Below are 17,097 nucleotides of genomic sequence, written 5' to 3'. Positions count from 1 at the left end.
CAACTGGTCCATGATCGGTATCCCCGGGTATACCCTGACAGGCATCATCCACGAATCCGCTGCGTCGACCGTGTACCGAGGATACCGCAACGAGGACCGGGCCCCTGTCGCGGTCAAGCGCCTCAGGAACGAGCGCCCAGCGCCGGCCGAGGTCGCGAGGCTTCGCTACGAGTACGCCATCGCCAAGGAGCTCGCGCTGCCCGGCGTGGTTCACGTCCTGGGCATCGTGAAGATCGGGGCGAGCCTGGCGCTCATCATGGAAGACGCCGGGGGCTGCACGCTCCATGAGCTCATCACGGCACGCTCCCTCACCCTCGAAGACGCGCTCCGGATCGCGGTATCCATCGCGCGCACGCTCGAATCCATTCATCGGGGCGGGGCCGTTCACATGGACATCAAGCCGCAGAACATCATCGTCGAACCGTCCACGTGGAACGCCAAGATCATGGACTTCGGCAGCGCCACCCGCCTCTCCCAGGAGGCGCAGCGGCCGAGGAGCCCCGCCGCCTTCGAGGGCACCCTGGCGTATATGTCGCCGGAGCAGACCGGGCGGATGAACCGCGTTATCGACCTGCGCACGGACCTCTACTCCCTGGGGGTCACCCTGTACGAGATGGTGACGGGCAAGCTCCCTTTCCCGACGAAGGACCTCCTGGAGCTCGTGCATTGCCACATCGCCAGGCTCCCGCCGCCGCCGGCGCGGGTCTCGCCCGACGTACCGCGCTCCGTCTCTGACATCATCATGAAGCTCCTGGCGAAGAGCCCCGATGATCGGTACCAGGGCGCCTACGGGCTCCGGATGGATCTCGCCGATTGCCTCACGCAGCTCGAGGCGGCGTCGGCGATCGAGCCGTTCGTGCTCGGGCGCCACGATTACGTGGACGCGCTCCGGATCCCGCAGAAGGCCTACGGCCGCGAGGCGGAGCTCGCGGTCCTCGAAGGCGCGTGGCGGCGCGTCAGCCAGGGCGCGAGCGAGCTGCTCCTCGTGTCCGGCCACGCCGGTATCGGCAAGTCGCTCCTCGTCGGCGAGATCCAGAAATCGATCGCGCAGGGCAAGGGGTACATCGTCGCTGGCAAGTTCGACCAGATCAACCGGACCGTCCCCTACGCGGCCGTGGCGCATGTCTTCCGGGAGCTCGTCCGAGCCCTCTTGACCGAGCCCGCCGAGGCGCTCGCGCTGTGGAAGGAGCGCATCGCGAACGCCGTCGGGCAGAACGGCCAGCACCTCGTCGACCTCATCCCCGAGCTCGAGCTCCTCCTCGGCCCCCAGCCCGGCGCCGAGCCGCTCGGACCGACCGAGGCGCAGGCTCGCTTCCACCTCGCGTTCCGGAAGTTCTGCAGCGCCATCCCCGCCCAGGAGCACCCCCTCGTCGTCTTCCTCGATGACCTGCAATGGGCGGATCCGGCCTCGCTCAAGCTGCTCGAGCAGCTCCTGATCGAGCCGGAGATCAAGCATTTCCTCGTGATCGGCGCGTATCGCCACAACGAGGTCGACGAGAGCCACCTGTTTTCGATCACCCTGGGGGAGCTGCGCAAGGCCGGGGTCGCCGTCGGCGACATCGACCTCAAGCCGCTCGAGCTCCCCGTCGTGACGCGGCTCCTCGCCGACACGCTCTCCTGCGATCCCGAGCGGGCCGAGCCGCTCGCGCGCCATGTGATGAGCAAGACGCACGGCAACCCGTTCTTCATGAACCAGTTCATGAGGGCGCTGCACGCCGAGAAGCTCGTCTCCTTCGATCCGGCCCGGCGCGAGTGGACCTGGGATCTGCCGCGCATCCAGCGGATGAAGGTCACGGACAACGTCGTCGACTTCATGGCGGGCAGGCTCCTGGAGCTCGACGGACGCGCCCAGCGCACCTTAACGCTCGCCGCGTGCATCGGCTATCGCTTCGACCTGAAGACGCTGGCGAGGGTGGCCGACAGGCCGCGCCGCGAGGTGGCAGGCGAGCTGTCGGCGGCGCTCCGCGAGGGGCTGATCCTCGCCGTCGGCGCCGACTCCAGGTTCTTCGACGCGGCCCTGGGCGGCGCGATGACCGGCGAGGCGGACGAGCCGGAGCTCGCGCTCGACGCCGCCTACCGGTTCTTGCACGACCGGGTCCAGCAAGCGGCCTATCGGCTCCTCGACGAGCCCCGCAAGCAGGAGATCCACCTCCAGATCGGGCGGCTCCTGCTCGCGGACAGCGACCCCGGCGGCATGGAGGGTGAGGTCTTCGAGGTCGCGACCCACATGAACCTCGGTATGCCGCGGATCACCGATCCGGGAGAGCGCGTCGCGCTGGCGCGCCTGAACCTCGAGGCGGGCAGGAGGGCGAAGGCCGGCGCGGCGTACGAGGCGGCCGCGAGCTACTTCGAGGCCGGCACGAGCGCGCTCGGCCCGGAGCGCTGGGACGAGCGGCACGAGCTCACCTTCGCGCTGACCACCGGGCTCGCGGAGTGCCTTTGCCTGACAGGCCGGTTCGACGCCGGCGAGCGGCTGTTCGACGTGCTCCTCGAACACGCGAGATCCCCGCTGGACGGCGCGCAGGTCCGCAACCTGCGCATGTCGTTCCACCTGATGCGCGGCGACCTCGCCGAGGTCGTGCGGTGCGGCCTCGAGGCCCTCGCGCTGCTCGGGGTCGACATCCCCGCGGCGGCCGAGGAGCAGCGCGCGCTGCTCGGCAGAGAGCTCGAGGCGATGCAGGCCCACCTCGCGAGCCGCCCGATCTCCGCTCTCCTGGGGCTGCCCACCGTCGCCGATAAAGAGAAGCTGACCATCCTCCGTCTCCTCGCCGACCTGACGCAGCCCGCCTCCGCGCTCGGGCTGCCGGTGCTCGGTCCGCTCACGCTCATCATGCAGATCAACCTCGCGGTGGAGTGCGGCACCTCGAGCACCACGGCGTACGCGTGCGTGCTCTATGCGGCGCTCCTGATCGACGGCGTCTTCGAGCCGAGGACCACCGGCGACCGGTACAAGGAAGCCTACCAGTTCGCCAGGGTCGGTATCGAGCTGAACGAGCGCATCCCCAACCAGCGCATCACGTGCATGCTCCTCATGACCTTCGCGTGCATTCTCCATTTCTTCGAGCCGCTCCGGGACACGGTGAAGCTCCTGGCCCGCTCCCGGCAGGCCGGCCTCGAGTCGGGCGATCTGGCGTACGCGTCGTACTGCTGCATTCACATGATCTCGGCGAGCCTGAGCCTCGGCGACGATCTCGGCGCGGTGGCCGGCGAGATCGAGCAGGATCTCGCGCTCATGCGGAAGACGAACGACAAGCTCACGACGCTCATCCTCACGTGCGCAAGGCAGGTCGTCGCGAACCTCACGGGGGGCACCGCCGGGACGCACACCCTGAGCGACGACACCTTCGACGAGGCCGCCTTCGCCAGCACGGTCTCGGTCCCGGAGCTCAGCTATGTGGCTGCGTGGTACCACACGCAAAAGGTCCAGCTGGCCTATCTCCACGGCGACCACGGCGCCGCGCGATCGCTCATGGCCGCCGCGGAGAAGATGACCGCCGGCTGCGTGAACAACTTCTGGGCGACCGAGCTCGTCTTCTATTCGTGCCTGATCCTCGCCGCCTCGTGCGACGGCGCGCCGGCCTCCGAGAAGGAGCGGCTCGTGGCGGCGCTGTCGGCGCACCGGGAGAAGCTCGCCCGCTGGGCCGAGCTCTGCCCCCGGAGCTACGCGCACAAGCATCTCCTCGCCGAGGCGGAGATCGCGCGCATCTCGGGCGGCGACCGGCACGCCGTGGCGCAGCTCTACGACAGGGCGATCGAGGGCGCCGAGGAGGCCGGGTTCACGCGCGACCAGGCGCTGGCGAGCGAGCTCGCCGGGAAGTTCCACCATGCGAACGGCCTCACCCGGAGCGCGCGCGCCCACCTGACCGACGCCCACCACGGTTACATGCAGTGGGGGGCGATCGCCAAGGCGGAGCGCCTGGCGGCCGAGGCGCCGCAGCTCGTGCAGAAGGTCGCGCTCACGTCGGCGCCGCCTGGCATGCTGGAGCACGCCCGGGCCGCGGTCCAGACCACCTCGACGACGAGGCTCAGCACCAGCGTGCTCGACGTCGAGGCGGTCATCCGGGCCGCTCAGGCGATCGCCGGCGAGGTCGTCCTCGAGAGCGTTGTCAGCCGGCTGCTCGACATCGCGATCCAGAACGCCGGCGCGAAGAAGGGGGTCCTCGTCCTGGAGCGCGATCATCAGCTGATGATCGAGGCGTCGATCACCGTGGATCCGAGCGCTGTGCGGGTCGGCCTGCTGCTCCCCGTCGAGGGCAGCGACGAGGTCCCCGCCTCGATCGTGCAGTACGTCGCGAGGACGATGCAGCCGGTGGTCCTCGCGGACGCGAGCCATGAGCCTCGCTTCGCCGCGGATGCGTACGTCGCCGCGCACAACCCGAGATCGATCCTCTGCCTGGCGATGGTGCACCAGGGGCGCGCGAACGGCGTTCTTTACCTGGAGAACGACACGGCGACCAACGTGTTCACGCCGGCCCGGCTGGAGCTCTCGAAGCTCCTCCTGGCGCAGGCGGCGACCGCGGTGGAGAACGCCGTGCTCTACGCGAACCTGCACAGGCGCACGGAGTCGCTGCGCCTCGCCGAGGAGCAGCTCAGGGTCGAGTTCTCGGCGCGGGAGCGGAGCGAGCACGCGCGCGCCGAGCTCCAGGAGGAGATCATCCGCGTGCAGAGCGCCCGCCTGGCGGAGCTCTCCACGCCCATCATCCCGATCACCGACCGGATCATGGTCATGCCGCTCATCGGGATGATGGACCGGCAGCGGGCGGAGCAGGTCCTCTTCACGGCGCTCCAGGGGGTCGAATCGAGCGGCGCCGAGGTCGTGATCATCGATATCACCGGCGTGAGGACGGTCGACGGCGACGTCGCGTGCACCCTGATGAACGCCGCCGTCGCCCTCCGGCTGCTCGGGGCGCAGGCGGTGATCACGGGCATCCGCCCGGACGTCGCCCAGACGCTCATTCGCTTGCAGATCGACCTCGGCGCGGTGGTCACGCAGGGGACGCTCCAGAGCGGCATCGCCTACGCCCTGCAGCGGGTGGGGGGCCGCGGCGCGCCCCTCGGAGCGCGCGCGCGGTGAGGAGCGGCCGGGGGGCGTGATAGCGCGTTGCCCCATCCAGGATCGATTTGGTGCCAAACCGGCGCGCTCGTGCGGATCCCCGGGATTTGGAGGGGCGTGACGGCGTATCGCATCGCCTCAGAAGGCATCGCCCCAACGTGCGCCCAACCGGCGAACCCGGGTGCCGGGGAGCTCGCGCCGGCCGACCCATCGCCTCGCCGTTGTTGGGCCGCCTTTGCGCGACTTCAACCTCCTACAAACTGCTTCTGCGCTTCCGCGATAAGTGCAGAGATATGCGCAGCATCCGTCGCTACACCTTTTGGATCCGGAGACGTTGGAACGCGACCACCGGACGTCGCATAGCGGTAGGTCGTCGCATAAGGCGTATACTTATGCAAAGGTGCCAGTTTGGTCTTCCGGGGCTCGGTCTCCGGGAGCTTGGCGACGAGGACATCGAGGTGATGATCGAGGCCAGGCTCAATGTTGTGGAAGAGGAGGAGCACGCGGATAGGTTTCTCGGCCGCCTGCTGGCAGTGGTAGGCCGCATAATGGTTGTCATGCGCGGCGAGGAGCTTCGCGGCCTTCGTATATTCCTCCGCGAGGTGGAGGAGTGCCTTGAGCCTCTCCTTCTTCCGGTCCGTGCCGCGACTACGCTCGCCGCTCATAGATGCGCCTACCTCGATGATATGCTGCACGTGCGAGCGTGCCGACCTCGTCCTTATCCGCCTCGAAGTCTGATCTGGTGCAGGGGACGAGATCAGCCGGGACCCCCAGCCCGCACGTAAGCTCCCATGCCTTCATGAGATCCAGGGCCGAATCGGGCGCGTCATCGGAGAGCACCGCGAGCAGATCGTAGTCGCTGTCGGGGCGCGCACGCCCCTCGGCCCGGCTGCCAAAGAGCCAGATTTCTTCGGGCGCCAAGCGGGCGTACGCGTTCTGCGGACCACATCCTGTCTTCGAGCCTCTGCGCCGCTTAGAAACCCGCGCCGGAGGTACCGATGGACGAGAGCACACGCACCTGGCGCGACCGCGTGGCGCGCTGGCACAAGAGCGGGCACTCCGCCCGCGTGTTCGCGGAGCAGGAGGGGGTCAACGCCGGCACACTGTACTCCTGGAGCCGCCGACTGGGCATGAAGCGGAGCGAGCACCGGCAGCGCTCGGAGAAGGCGACGCTTCCGGCGCTGCTGCCCGTGGTGGTCGCCCCGCCTGCAGCCACGACGCCCTCTTCGGGCGCGGCGCTGGAGATCGTCTTGCCGGACGGGGCGGTCGTCCGCGTCCCGCCGTCGTTCGACGAGGTTACGCTGGCGCGCGTTGTTCGTGCGCTCGGGGGGGCACGATGATCCCTGGCCGCGTCTCGATCTACGTTGCCACCGAGCCGCTCGATCTACGGCGCTCGTTCGATGGTCTCGCTGCCGTCGTGCGCGAGGTGCTGCGACAAGACCCGCTCTCCGGAGCGCTGTTTCTCTTTTTCAACCGGGCGGCCGATCGCTGCAAGGCCCTTTGGTGGGACCGCAGCGGATACTGTCTACTTTACAAAAGGCTCGAGCGTGGGGCATTTCGAGCCCCACGTGCCGTCACTCCGGGAGCCACGAGCGTCCTTATTGACGCCGCCGAGCTCGCGAAGATCCTGGAAGGCATCGCCCTGTCGCCCTCGAAGTTGCGGCGAGCGGTCCCGTTCGCCGAGACCGCACCGCCGCAGGTCCCCTGATCTCGCCTGACAGCCTCGCACGCTCCTGGGTAGCCCCCACGGTTGCATTGCCTCGAGCGACATGAATTTTCCTCCACAAGCCCCTTCAAAAAGCAAGAGCTCACGAGTACTTACCGCGTCGTGAGCAAGCCGGTCGAAGAGCAGATTCGCGAGCTCAAGGACAAGCTCGCGCGCGCTGCCCACGAGCGGGACGAGTACCGCAAGCTCTACGAGCTCGCCAGCATCGAGCTGGAGCGGCTTCGCCGGCACATCTTCGGCCAGAAGGCCGAGCACGTCGACCCCGGGCAGATGCAGCTCGCCTTCGATGCGATCGTGCAGATGCTCGCGGGCACCGGGGCGCAGCCGGATGCGGGCGCGACCGGCTCACCCGACGGTGGCGATGGCGCGGCGCCGAACGGCTCCTCCGGAGGCGGGGACAAGGGGCGCCAGGCTCGCCCGCACGGGCGGCAACGGCTGCCCGAGCATCTGCCGGTCGAGCGGATCGAGCTGTTGCCGCCGGAGGCGCAGGACGAGCGCGCGACCGCGCTTGTCCGCATCGGCGAGGAGGTGTCGGAGACGCTGGAGTGGCGGCCCGCGAGCTTCGTGCGACTGCAGATCGTGAGGCCGAAGTTCGCGGTCAAAGGTGAGCCCGAGCAAGGCATCACGATCGCCGACGTCCCCGACAGCCCTGTCCCGCGCAGCCTCGCCGGTCCGGGGTTGCTCGCGCACGTGCTGGTCAGCAAGTACGCCGACCACTTGCCGCTCCACCGGCAGGAGAAGATGTTCGAGCGCTGGGGCCTTCACCTCTCGCGCTCGACGCTGTGCGGCTGGGTCGAGTCGTGCGCCGACAAGCTCGCGATCCTCGTCGGGGCGATGGCCAAGGACGCCCTGAACGCGCACTGCATCGCCATCGACGCCACCGGCGTGCTCGTGCAAGCAAAGGACAAGTGTCGGCGGGGCCACTTCTGGGTCCTGGTGGCGGACCGAGATCACGTCCTGTTCCGTTTCACGCCGCATCACAACCAGGATGGCCCGAAGGAGTTCCTTCGCGGCTACAAGGGCTATGTCCAGGCCGACGCCTCGAACGTCTACGAGCAGCTCTTCCGCACCGAGGGGGTGACCGAGGTCGGTTGCTGGGCCCATTGCCGGCGGAAGTTCTTCGAGGCGATGACCTCCGACCGGGACCGCGCGACGGTAGCCATCGGCTTCATTCGCAAGCTCTACGCGATCGACAAGGCGACCAAGGAGCTGGCTCCGAACCGTCGAACCGAGCAGCGCCGGACGGATGCCGAGCCCGTGCTCGTGGCCTTCCGCGCGTGGCTTGAGACAGAGGACCTGCTCGTCCTGCCGAGGAGCCCCATCGCAGGCGCCATCGGCTACGCGCTCAACCAATGGACCGCACTCACTCGCTTCCACGAGGATGGCCGGCTCCGCCTCGACAACAACCGGAGCGAGCTTGAGCTCCGCCGTGAAGCCGTGGGCCGTAAGAACTGGCTCTTCGTGGGCAGCAAGGACGGCGCCGAGTGGAACGCCACCATCGTGTCGCTCATCGCCTCCTGCGCGCTGCACGGCATCGAGCCCTGGGCCTACTTGCGCGACGTGCTGATCATGCTGCCCACCTGGCCTCCCGAGCGGGTCATCGAGCTCGCTCCGAAGTCCTGGAAGCAGACCCTCGAGAACGCCGACGCTCGGCAGCGGCTCGCGGCCAGTCCGTGGCCCCGGGCGCCGGACGCGACGCCCAGCTGATCGATCGTCGGCGTCGCCGTCCGCTGCCGTGGGCACGGACGCATGCTTTCCGGCTGCCGGGCGCGCAGCTCGCCGGCTTTGGCGCGCTGGTGCCGGCTCTTCGGCGCTTGCGCGGTCGACGCGTGGCTTCCGGCGCCTTGTCGACGATTCGGGCCCGGCAGAGGCATCGGCGGCACGCGGCTTCGCCGCCGCGCGCCTGCGGGCGACGTGCACGCGGGCGGTGACCTCAGCGTCGACCGCCGTTTCCTCCGCTCGCTGCTGGGCCCAGCCACCCTTCGCCGCAGACCGCTCTTCCTCTCGCATCGGGTCGCGAATCTACGGCGACGCCACGCACCACGCGAGGATGGGGTCTACAGGACGGATACACCCAACGGGTTGGCGAACAGTCCTCACCCGGAAATCCGCTGCGCCGCAACGATTATTCTTGACCATGGCGACGGTACCGTGCTCGCCGGCATGCTCCGCGACTCTGCGGCCGCAACGGCGGAGCGGGCTGCGCCGAGCTCGCTCCCATGCTCCGTGTCGCCCGCGCGGCTCGCGCGTGCGGCCAGGTGGATGAGGTCACCATCGACCGTCCGAGCTCGTGCTCGCGGACCTCGGCGCCGAACGCTGCCGCCGGCCGGCGTTTCGTAACGACCCGACCAACGCCATCGTAACCGGCCCCGACGGGGTGGTCACGATGGCGTTGGTCGGGCGGTTACCTGGAATACAAAGATAGGTTGTGCCCTGCAACTGATCGACTTGGGCCTCAGTCGCGGGGCGCGGTGCCGAGCGGAGCGAGGCTCCGCGCTCCGCCGGCTGCGGGCCCTTATTGGGCCGTAGAGCGCCATTCAGGGGTCCCAGCCCGCTCCGATGATGTACTGATTCGTCGGTGCAGTGGCCTGGACGGCTTGCGTAACCTGCTGATCTACGGTTGCCTCGAAATTGGCGCTCGCCCCGATCTGAGTTGTGAGTGCCTGCTCAAAAGCCGCATCGCCCTTGAGATCAGCAGCAATGATCCTTATAATATTCGACTGTGACTGGCCCGAGAGCTTGACCACCGCGATCGATCTACGCACAGCTCGACCCAAGGCCTGATCGTGACAGTTGGGGTTGCCTTGGAACTCAAGATATTTTCTATTCTTCAGCGCGTAGATAGTCGTGTCGAACTTCATGGACTGAGAGAAGGCCGCGTTTGTCGCACGTTTGTAAGATGCGTCGAGATTCGCACCGAGACCGAAGGATGCGCCAAGGTTCGTCTGGAGCGCAGTCCTGAGCGAGTTATTCTCGTCGTTCTTGAGATCTACGGTCCCGTTGGCGGTTATGGAGAACGTGTCGACATCGGTGGAAGCACTGACATCGCCGCAGGGTTCCTTTGCAAAATACATGAAATCGTTAGGGTGCTCAGCATGTAAGTCGATTACACCGATGTGCTCCACGGGGTTTGCCGTCAGAATTGGATCTCGTGCCACGGTGGCAAACGTGCCCCCAATGAGTCCACAGTTCTTGGTATCGCCACAGAACGTCGCCCATTCCACAGGTTGTGGCACGCCTGGAAAATGGATTACCTTCGTTCCGCATCCAAACAGCGTTGCACTCCCCAGGAGCAACCAACAAATCCTTAGAGGTGTCATGCAGCATCTCCGTTCGATTATGGATCGGCCGCCAGAGCCTTCACGGCGGCAGGAGGATCGACCGCGCGCCAACGTCGCGAACCGTAGCCGAGTAACTTGTTGTCTATGGTAACACACGCCCAGTCTTGGTTTCAACCTTGTCTAGAAGAACGGCGTCGTCACGCAGCGACGCCGACCCAACGTAAGCGCCCAGCCATCGCCATGGGCGCGACCCTTTGCGGTTCTCGCCGGGGGCGACGATGCTCGGCGCGGGGCGGCCTCTGCCCAAGGCCCGCGCGGACGCGGGCCGGCACGAGAGGGCCGGCGAGGTGCTCTCCGCCGTAACCACCCGGCCATCGCCATGGGCACAGCCCCTTGCGGCTCTCGCCGGGGTCGACGATGCTGGGCGCGGGGCGGCGTCGGCTCACGACCCGGCGCGGGCGCAGGCGGTCCTGAACGAGGGCCCGGCGAGGCGGCATCCACCTGCGTCGCCGGCCGAGGCTCGCGTTGTTCAGATCGCGTCGGCGTCGCCGGCGCTCGGAGCAGCGCGCGACGATTTCGCCCAGGCGTCGGGCAGCAACTCGTCCAGCCGGTCGCGCGGCCAGCCCGCCTGCAACTTGCCGATGACGTCTGTCGCCCAGGCGAGCGGGTTGACGCCGTGCATCCGACACGAACCGAAGATCGTGTAGCCGATGGCCAGGCGCTGAGCGCCCTTGTCGGAGCCCGCGAACAAGTAGTTCTTCCTTCCGAGTGCGACGACCCGATCATTCTGCCCATGTCGACCTGCGCTGCGTAGTGCACTACCGGTGGCACCCGGCCTATGGCGAGCGGGTTCAGGTGGCCTACCGTGAGCACCGCCAAGGCGAACTCGTCGCCGTCTGCGAGATGGGCGACGGCCCCCCGTGTCTGAGAAGTTGGCGCCCGATCTGATCCGCTTACGCACGGTCAGGTCACGGCGTTCGGGGAGCGGAGACAGGCTTTGAGGTGAGAGAGTACTCAGAATCCTTCAAAAGAAAAATCGTCCAACGGCTGCTCGCCCCAGGAGGACCGACGGCGGTGGCGCTGTCCGTTGAGACGGGGGTGCATCAGACAACGCTCTCGCGCTGGCTTCGCGATGCTCGTAGCCTCGCGCCCATGTCCGACGACGCTCGCCGCTCCGCGCCTACGCCTCCTGCCGCCGCTCGCCGCCCGGAGGACTGGACGCCGGAGCAGAAGCTGCGCGCGGTGACGGAAGCCGCCGCGCTCTCCGAGCGGGAGCTGGGCGAGTTCCTCCGCCGCGAGGGGCTGCACGAGGCGCAGCTGACCGAGTGGCGCAAGGCCGCGCTGGAGGCGCTGGGCGGGCCGGCCAAGCCAGGGCACGGCACGGCCCCGTCGCGGCGGGTTCGGGAGCTGGAGAGGCAGTTGCGGCGCAAGGACAAGGCGCTGGCCGAGGCGGCGGCCATTCTGGTGCTCCAAAAAAAACATCTCGGGCGGCGCCCCACCTGTAGACGAGAAGCTCAAGTACGCATAAGGCTGTCAACGGGCTCGGAAGGGAGCGGCCGGTAACTTTTTGGCGACCTCAATCCCGTAAAAAAACATGGTCCAGGGACTGCTATGGACTTGGCAGTGGTGACGCTTCGCGCGATCCCGTTTAGGAAAGTGTTCTGACGTGCACTCCCACCTTCCGACCCACTTGTGGAGGCACTCATGGCGAGCAACGTATCCGTCCTGTAGACCCCATCCTCGCGTGGTGCGTGGCGTCGCCGTAGATTCGCGACCCGATGCGAGAGGAAGAGCGGTCTGCGGCGAAGGGTGGCTGGGCCCAGCAGCGAGCGGAGGAAACGGCGGTCGACGCTGAGGTCACCGCCCGCGTGCACGTCGCCCGCAGGCGCGCGGCGGCGAAGCCGCGTGCCGCCGATGCCTCTGCCGGGCCCGAATCGTCGACAAGGCGCCGGAAGCCACGCGTCGACCGCGCAAGCGCCGAAGAGCCGGCACCAGCGCGCCAAAGCCGGCGAGCTGCGCGCCCGGCAGCCGGAAAGCATGCGTCCGTGCCCACGGCAGCGGACGGCGACGCCGACGATCGATCAGCTGGGCGTCGCGTCCGGCGCCCGGGGCCACGGACTGGCCGCGAGCCGCTGCCGAGCGTCGGCGTTCTCGAGGGTCTGCTTCCAGGACTTCGGAGCGAGCTCGATGACCCGCTCGGGAGGCCAGGTGGGCAGCATGATCAGCACGTCGCGCAAGTAGGCCCAGGGCTCGATGCCGTGCAGCGCGCAGGAGGCGATGAGCGACACGATGGTGGCGTTCCACTCGGCGCCGTCCTTGCTGCCCACGAAGAGCCAGTTCTTACGGCCCACGGCTTCACGGCGGAGCTCAAGCTCGCTCCGGTTGTTGTCGAGGCGGAGCCGGCCATCCTCGTGGAAGCGAGTGAGTGCGGTCCATTGGTTGAGCGCGTAGCCGATGGCGCCTGCGATGGGGCTCCTCGGCAGGACGAGCAGGTCCTCTGTCTCAAGCCACGCGCGGAAGGCCACGAGCACGGGCTCGGCATCCGTCCGGCGCTGCTCGGTTCGACGGTTCGGAGCCAGCTCCTTGGTCGCCTTGTCGATCGCGTAGAGCTTGCGAATGAAGCCGATGGCTACCGTCGCGCGGTCCCGGTCGGAGGTCATCGCCTCGAAGAACTTCCGCCGGCAATGGGCCCAGCAACCGACCTCGGTCACCCCCTCGGTGCGGAAGAGCTGCTCGTAGACGTTCGAGGCGTCGGCCTGGACATAGCCCTTGTAGCCGCGAAGGAACTCCTTCGGGCCATCCTGGTTGTGATGCGGCGTGAAACGGAACAGGACGTGATCTCGGTCCGCCACCAGGACCCAGAAGTGGCCCCGCCGACACTTGTCCTTTGCTTGCACGAGCACGCCGGTGGCGTCGATGGCGATGCAGTGCGCGTTCAGGGCGTCCTTGGCCATCGCCCCGACGAGGATCGCGAGCTTGTCGGCGCACGACTCGACCCAGCCGCACAGCGTCGAGCGCGAGAGGTGAAGGCCCCAGCGCTCGAACATCTTCTCCTGCCGGTGGAGCGGCAAGTGGTCGGCGTACTTGCTGACCAGCACGTGCGCGAGCAACCCCGGACCGGCGAGGCTGCGCGGGACAGGGCTGTCGGGGACGTCGGCGATCGTGATGCCTTGCTCGGGCTCACCTTTGACCGCGAACTTCGGCCTCACGATCTGCAGTCGCACGAAGCTCGCGGGCCGCCACTCCAGCGTCTCCGACACCTCCTCGCCGATGCGGACAAGCGCGGTCGCGCGCTCGTCCTGCGCCTCCGGCGGCAACAGCTCGATCCGCTCGACCGGCAGATGCTCGGGCAGCCGTTGCCGCCCGTGCGGGCGAGCCTGGCGCCCCTTGTCCCCGCCTCCGGAGGAGCCGTTCGGCGCCGCGCCATCGCCACCGTCGGGTGAGCCGGTCGCGCCCGCATCCGGCTGCGCCCCGGTGCCCGCGAGCATCTGCACGATCGCATCGAAGGCGAGCTGCATCTGCCCGGGGTCGACGTGCTCGGCCTTCTGGCCGAAGATGTGCCGGCGAAGCCGCTCCAGCTCGATGCTGGCGAGCTCGTAGAGCTTGCGGTACTCGTCCCGCTCGTGGGCAGCGCGCGCGAGCTTGTCCTTGAGCTCGCGAATCTGCTCTTCGACCGGCTTGCTCACGACGCGGTAAGTACTCGTGAGCTCTTGCTTTTTGAAGGGGCTTGTGGAGGAAAATTCATGTCGCTCGAGGCAATGCAACCGTGGGGGCTACCCAGGAGCGTGCGAGGCTGTCAGGCGAGATCAGGGGACCTGCGGCGGTGCGGTCTCGGCGAACGGGACCGCTCGCCGCAACTTCGAGGGCGACAGGGCGATGCCTTCCAGGATCTTCGCGAGCTCGGCGGCGTCAATAAGGACGCTCGTGGCTCCCGGAGTGACGGCACGTGGGGCTCGAAATGCCCCACGCTCGAGCCTTTTGTAAAGTAGACAGTATCCGCTGCGGTCCCACCAAAGGGCCTTGCAGCGATCGGCCGCCCGGTTGAAAAAGAGAAACAGCGCTCCGGAGAGCGGGTCTTGTCGCAGCACCTCGCGCACGACGGCAGCGAGACCATCGAACGAGCGCCGTAGATCGAGCGGCTCGGTGGCAACGTAGATCGAGACGCGGCCAGGGATCATCGTGCCCCCCCGAGCGCACGAACAACGCGCGCCAGCGTAACCTCGTCGAACGACGGCGGGACGCGGACGACCGCCCCGTCCGGCAAGACGATCTCCAGCGCCGCGCCCGAAGAGGGCGTCGTGGCTGCAGGCGGGGCGACCACCACGGGCAGCAGCGCCGGAAGCGTCGCCTTCTCCGAGCGCTGCCGGTGCTCGCTCCGCTTCATGCCCAGTCGGCGGCTCCAGGAGTACAGTGTGCCGGCGTTGACCCCCTCCTGCTCCGCGAACACGCGGGCGGAGTGCCCGCTCTTGTGCCAGCGCGCCACGCGGTCGCGCCAGGTGCGTGTGCTCTCGTCCATCGGTACCTCCGGCGCGGGTTTCTAAGCGGCGCAGAGGCTCGAAGACAGGATGTGGTCCGCAGAACGCGTACCGAGCAACAAAACCAAGGGGACTCGCACGCCGGCAGCGTTGACCCCGATCCATCGTCGAGCCGCTGGCATCGACATCGGATCGAGGTTCCATCTGGTGGCCGTTCCACCAGATCTCGACGCGGAGCCCGTCCGGTCGTTCAGGGGCTTCACTGCCGACCTGAACCAGTTGGCCGACTGGCTCGTGAGCCTGGGCATCACCACCGTTGCCATGGAATCGACAGGAATTTACTGGGTTCCGGTATTTGAGATCCTGGAGGCGCGTGGTCTCGAGGTCGTGCTCGTCAACGCGCGCGACGCAAAGAACGTGCCGGGTCGCAAGACGGACGTGAACGATGCGCAGTGGATCCAGCAATTGCACAGCTATGGCCTGCTGCGAGCGAGCTTCCGTCCTGGCGCGGAGATCGTCGCTCTTCGTGCCTACCTCCGGCACCGCGAACGGCTGATCGAGTACGCCGCGTCACACGCGCAGCACATGCAGAAGGCGCTGATGCAGATGAATCTGCAGTTGCACCATGTGGTCAGTGATATCACGGGCGTCACCGGCCTGAAGATCTTGCGGGCGATTATTGGTGGGGAGCGTGATCCCGAAGTGCTTGCGGCTCACCGTGACGTGCGCTGCAAAGCATCGGTCGAGACGATCTGCGAGGCGCTGACGGGCAATTACCGGCCGGAGCACGTCTTCGCTCTCCGGCAGGCGGTCGAGCTCTACGACGCCTACCAAGCCAAGTTGCAGGACTGCGATGCCGAGATCGAGCGAACCGTTCGCGCGTTACCACAGAGGGAGACTGTCGCGCCACCACCTCCTCCGCGCTCACGCAAGGTCCAGAGGAATGAACCGCGTTTCGACGTCCATGCCCTGCTGCATGCGATGCTCGGCGTCGACCTGACGCAGATCAACGGCCTCGGCCCGTCTTCGGCGCTGCGGATTGTGGCGGAGTGCGGTACCGACATGACGCGCTGGCCGACCGTAAAGCACTTCACGTCGTGGTTGACGCTCGCACCGGGCACCAAGATTTCGGGCGGCAAGGTACTCAGCTCTCGCACGCGCCCATCGGCGAATCGTGCAGCGGCCATGCTGCGCCTTGCAGCGGTCTCGGTGAGTCGAACGAGCACAGGGCTCGGGGCGTTCTTCCGGCAACTCGCCGCGCGTATCGGCAAAGCGAAGGCCATAACGGCCACGGCCCGCAAGATCGCCGTCTTTTTCTACAACACCCTGCGGCACGGCTCGGCCTACGTCGATCCGGGCGCGAACTACTACGAAGAGCGCTACCGGCAACGATCGATCGCCAATCTCCGCCGACGGGCCGATGCGCTGGGCCTGACGCTCGTCGAGGGGCAGGCTGCGGCAGGAGCTTCTTAGGAAAGCCCAGGCCCTCTGGGGGGACGGGGGCGACGACACGGACCCGGAGACCGACAGGTGACGCTCGAGCTCATCGACGAGGCCGTCCGTGGCGGCGCCACACTCGCAGCGGCCTGCCGTGCGCTCGGGCTCAGCGAGCGCACCGTGGCCCGCTGGCGAGGTGAAGCCGGCGGCGAGGACGGTCGAGCCGGACCGCGCCACGCGCCGGTGCACAAGCTGACCGAGGCGGAGCGTCGGCGGATCGTCGAGACGGCCAATAGCCCCGAGTTCTGCAACCTCTCGCCCAAGCAGATCGTCCCGCGTCTGGCCGACCGCGGCGTGTACCTGGCATCGGAGTCGAGCTTCTACCGCGTCCTGCGCGAGCAGGGGCTGTTGGCGCATCGCAATCCGGCGCGACCGGCGAGCGCCCGTCGTCCTCGCGCGCTCGTCGCCAAGAGGCCCAATCAGGTGTGGTGCTGGGACATCACCTACCTGAAGAGCGCGGTGCGCGGAGCGTTCTACTTCCTGTATCTGATCGTGGACGTCTACAGCCGCAAGATCGTCGGCTGGTCGGTCGAGACCGACGAGTCGATGCTCGCTGCCGCTCGTCTCGTCGAGCAGACCTGCCGTCGCGAAGCCGTGGGCTCCGGCTGCCTGGTGCTGCACGCGGACAACGGCGGCCCGATGAAGGGCTCGACCATGCTCGCCACCCTCCAGCGCCTGGGCGTCGTGCCGTCCTTCAGCCGCCCTCGCGTCAGCGACGACAACCCTTACGCCGAGGCCCTCTTCCGCACCCTCAAGTACCGGCCCGAGTACCCACGCCGCCCGTTCGCCACGGTGGAGCAGGCACGCCACTGGGTAGAGCGTTTCGTCGCCTGGTACAACGGCGAGCACCTGCACAGCAGCATCCGCTTCGTCACGCCCGACGACCGACACCGGGGGCGCGACGGCGCGCTGCTCGCCGCCCGCCATGCCCTCTACCAGCGGGCGCGCCGCAGGACGCCCCTGCGCTGGACCGGCCAGACACGCAACTGGACGCCCATCGGCCCAGTGACCCTCAACCCCCACACGCACGAGGCCAAAGCACTCATGAGGCTGTGACCAAATCAA

At 67.7% G+C, this 17,097-nt stretch carries 13 protein-coding genes and 1 pseudogene; 7 read left to right on the top strand and 7 right to left on the bottom strand.

Going from position 1 to position 17,097, the window contains the following annotated elements:
* The first annotated feature begins 10 nt into the window (after positions 1 to 10).
* Positions 11 to 5,074 (top strand): protein kinase domain-containing protein, encoded by a 5,064-nt coding sequence (locus WMF22_RS36790; protein ID WP_438032780.1) that lies wholly within the window; start codon positions 11 to 13, stop codon positions 5,072 to 5,074.
* Between the two features lie 224 nt (positions 5,075 to 5,298).
* On the opposite strand, the gene WMF22_RS36785 is transcribed toward WMF22_RS36790, so the two are convergent.
* The gene (locus WMF22_RS36785) at positions 5,299 to 5,748 is read right to left on the bottom strand and encodes a HEPN domain-containing protein (protein ID WP_438032779.1); all 450 of its coding nucleotides are present in this window, start codon (positions 5,746 to 5,748) and stop codon (positions 5,299 to 5,301) included.
* A complete protein-coding gene (locus WMF22_RS36780; RefSeq protein ID WP_438032778.1) occupies positions 5,702 to 6,067 on the bottom strand; it encodes a nucleotidyltransferase domain-containing protein in 366 nt (121 codons plus the stop codon). Before WMF22_RS36780 ends, WMF22_RS36785 begins: the two co-directional genes overlap by 47 nt.
* Here WMF22_RS36780 and tnpA (WMF22_RS36775) point away from each other — a divergent pair.
* The 3 genes from tnpA (WMF22_RS36775) (at position 6,052) to tnpC (WMF22_RS36765) (ending at position 8,486) form a co-directional block, all read left to right on the top strand.
* A complete protein-coding gene (gene tnpA / locus WMF22_RS36775; protein WP_437296051.1) occupies positions 6,052 to 6,393 on the top strand; it encodes an IS66 family insertion sequence element accessory protein TnpA in 342 nt (113 codons plus the stop codon). The two genes, WMF22_RS36780 and tnpA (WMF22_RS36775), sit on opposite strands and share 16 nt — an antisense overlap.
* A complete protein-coding gene (gene tnpB, locus WMF22_RS36770) occupies positions 6,390 to 6,761 on the top strand; it encodes an IS66 family insertion sequence element accessory protein TnpB (protein WP_437296052.1) in 372 nt (123 codons plus the stop codon). The genes tnpA (WMF22_RS36775) and tnpB (WMF22_RS36770) overlap by 4 nt, the downstream gene beginning before the upstream one ends.
* A 120-nt stretch (positions 6,762 to 6,881) precedes the next feature.
* Positions 6,882 to 8,486 carry an IS66 family transposase gene (gene tnpC / locus WMF22_RS36765; RefSeq protein WP_438032775.1) on the top strand — a complete coding sequence of 535 codons (1,605 nt, stop codon included), beginning with the start codon at positions 6,882 to 6,884 and terminating at the stop codon, positions 8,484 to 8,486.
* A gap of 830 nt (positions 8,487 to 9,316) precedes the next feature.
* Here the strand turns inward: tnpC (WMF22_RS36765) and WMF22_RS36760 are convergent.
* A complete protein-coding gene (locus WMF22_RS36760) occupies positions 9,317 to 10,099 on the bottom strand; it encodes a hypothetical protein (protein WP_438032777.1) in 783 nt (260 codons plus the stop codon).
* A gap of 490 nt (positions 10,100 to 10,589) precedes the next feature.
* Positions 10,590 to 10,841, bottom strand: a pseudogene (locus tag WMF22_RS36755) (transposase domain-containing protein); the annotation flags it as partial.
* Positions 10,842 to 11,212: 371 nt separating this feature from the next.
* On the opposite strand from WMF22_RS36755, the gene WMF22_RS36750 reads away from it, so the two are divergent.
* Positions 11,213 to 11,623 (top strand): transposase, encoded by a 411-nt coding sequence (locus tag WMF22_RS36750; protein ID WP_438032776.1) that lies wholly within the window; start codon positions 11,213 to 11,215, stop codon positions 11,621 to 11,623.
* 518 nt (positions 11,624 to 12,141) lie between these two features.
* On the opposite strand, the gene tnpC (WMF22_RS36745) is transcribed toward WMF22_RS36750, so the two are convergent.
* From tnpC (WMF22_RS36745) to tnpA (WMF22_RS36735), 3 genes are all read right to left on the bottom strand, one after another.
* Positions 12,142 to 13,746: an IS66 family transposase gene (tnpC, locus tag WMF22_RS36745; protein ID WP_438032775.1), complete on the bottom strand. Its 1,605-nt coding sequence runs from the start codon at positions 13,744 to 13,746 to the stop codon at positions 12,142 to 12,144.
* Between the two features lie 120 nt (positions 13,747 to 13,866).
* Positions 13,867 to 14,238, bottom strand: coding sequence for an IS66 family insertion sequence element accessory protein TnpB (tnpB, locus tag WMF22_RS36740; RefSeq protein WP_437296052.1), 372 nt, complete (start codon positions 14,236 to 14,238; stop codon positions 13,867 to 13,869).
* Positions 14,235 to 14,576: an IS66 family insertion sequence element accessory protein TnpA gene (gene tnpA, locus WMF22_RS36735; protein ID WP_437296051.1), complete on the bottom strand. Its 342-nt coding sequence runs from the start codon at positions 14,574 to 14,576 to the stop codon at positions 14,235 to 14,237. Before tnpA (WMF22_RS36735) ends, tnpB (WMF22_RS36740) begins: the two co-directional genes overlap by 4 nt.
* A gap of 49 nt (positions 14,577 to 14,625) precedes the next feature.
* Between tnpA (WMF22_RS36735) and WMF22_RS36730 the strand changes: the two genes are divergently transcribed.
* Positions 14,626 to 16,008, top strand: coding sequence for an IS110 family transposase (locus WMF22_RS36730; RefSeq protein ID WP_438032774.1), 1,383 nt, complete (start codon positions 14,626 to 14,628; stop codon positions 16,006 to 16,008).
* A gap of 57 nt (positions 16,009 to 16,065) precedes the next feature.
* The gene (locus WMF22_RS36725; RefSeq protein ID WP_438032773.1) at positions 16,066 to 17,088 is read left to right on the top strand and encodes an IS3 family transposase; all 1,023 of its coding nucleotides are present in this window, start codon (positions 16,066 to 16,068) and stop codon (positions 17,086 to 17,088) included.
* Positions 17,089 to 17,097: the final 9 nt, after the last annotated feature.

It is taken from the genome of Sorangium sp. So ce204, assembly GCF_051526795.1.
GTDB lineage: Bacteria > Myxococcota_A > Polyangia > Polyangiales > Polyangiaceae > Sorangium > Sorangium cellulosum_B.
The sequence above is the reverse complement of the archived record's forward strand: the minus strand, read 5'-3'. Positions and strand labels throughout refer to the sequence as shown.

Excerpts from the sequence above, each read along its gene's own strand:
- WMF22_RS36790 (WP_438032780.1), top strand. The coding sequence starts at position 11 with ATGATCGGTATCCCCGGGTATACCCTGACAGGCATCATCCACGAATCC.
- tnpA (WP_437296051.1), top strand. The coding sequence starts at position 6,052 with ATGGACGAGAGCACACGCACCTGGCGCGACCGCGTGGCGCGCTGGCAC.
- tnpB (WP_437296052.1), top strand. The coding sequence starts at position 6,390 with ATGATCCCTGGCCGCGTCTCGATCTACGTTGCCACCGAGCCGCTCGAT.
- WMF22_RS36760 (WP_438032777.1), bottom strand. The coding sequence starts at position 10,099 with ATGACACCTCTAAGGATTTGTTGGTTGCTCCTGGGGAGTGCAACGCTG.
- WMF22_RS36750 (WP_438032776.1), top strand. The coding sequence starts at position 11,213 with ATGTCCGACGACGCTCGCCGCTCCGCGCCTACGCCTCCTGCCGCCGCT.
- tnpB (WP_437296052.1), bottom strand. The coding sequence starts at position 14,238 with ATGATCCCTGGCCGCGTCTCGATCTACGTTGCCACCGAGCCGCTCGAT.
- tnpA (WP_437296051.1), bottom strand. The coding sequence starts at position 14,576 with ATGGACGAGAGCACACGCACCTGGCGCGACCGCGTGGCGCGCTGGCAC.
- WMF22_RS36730 (WP_438032774.1), top strand. The coding sequence starts at position 14,626 with ATGTGGTCCGCAGAACGCGTACCGAGCAACAAAACCAAGGGGACTCGC.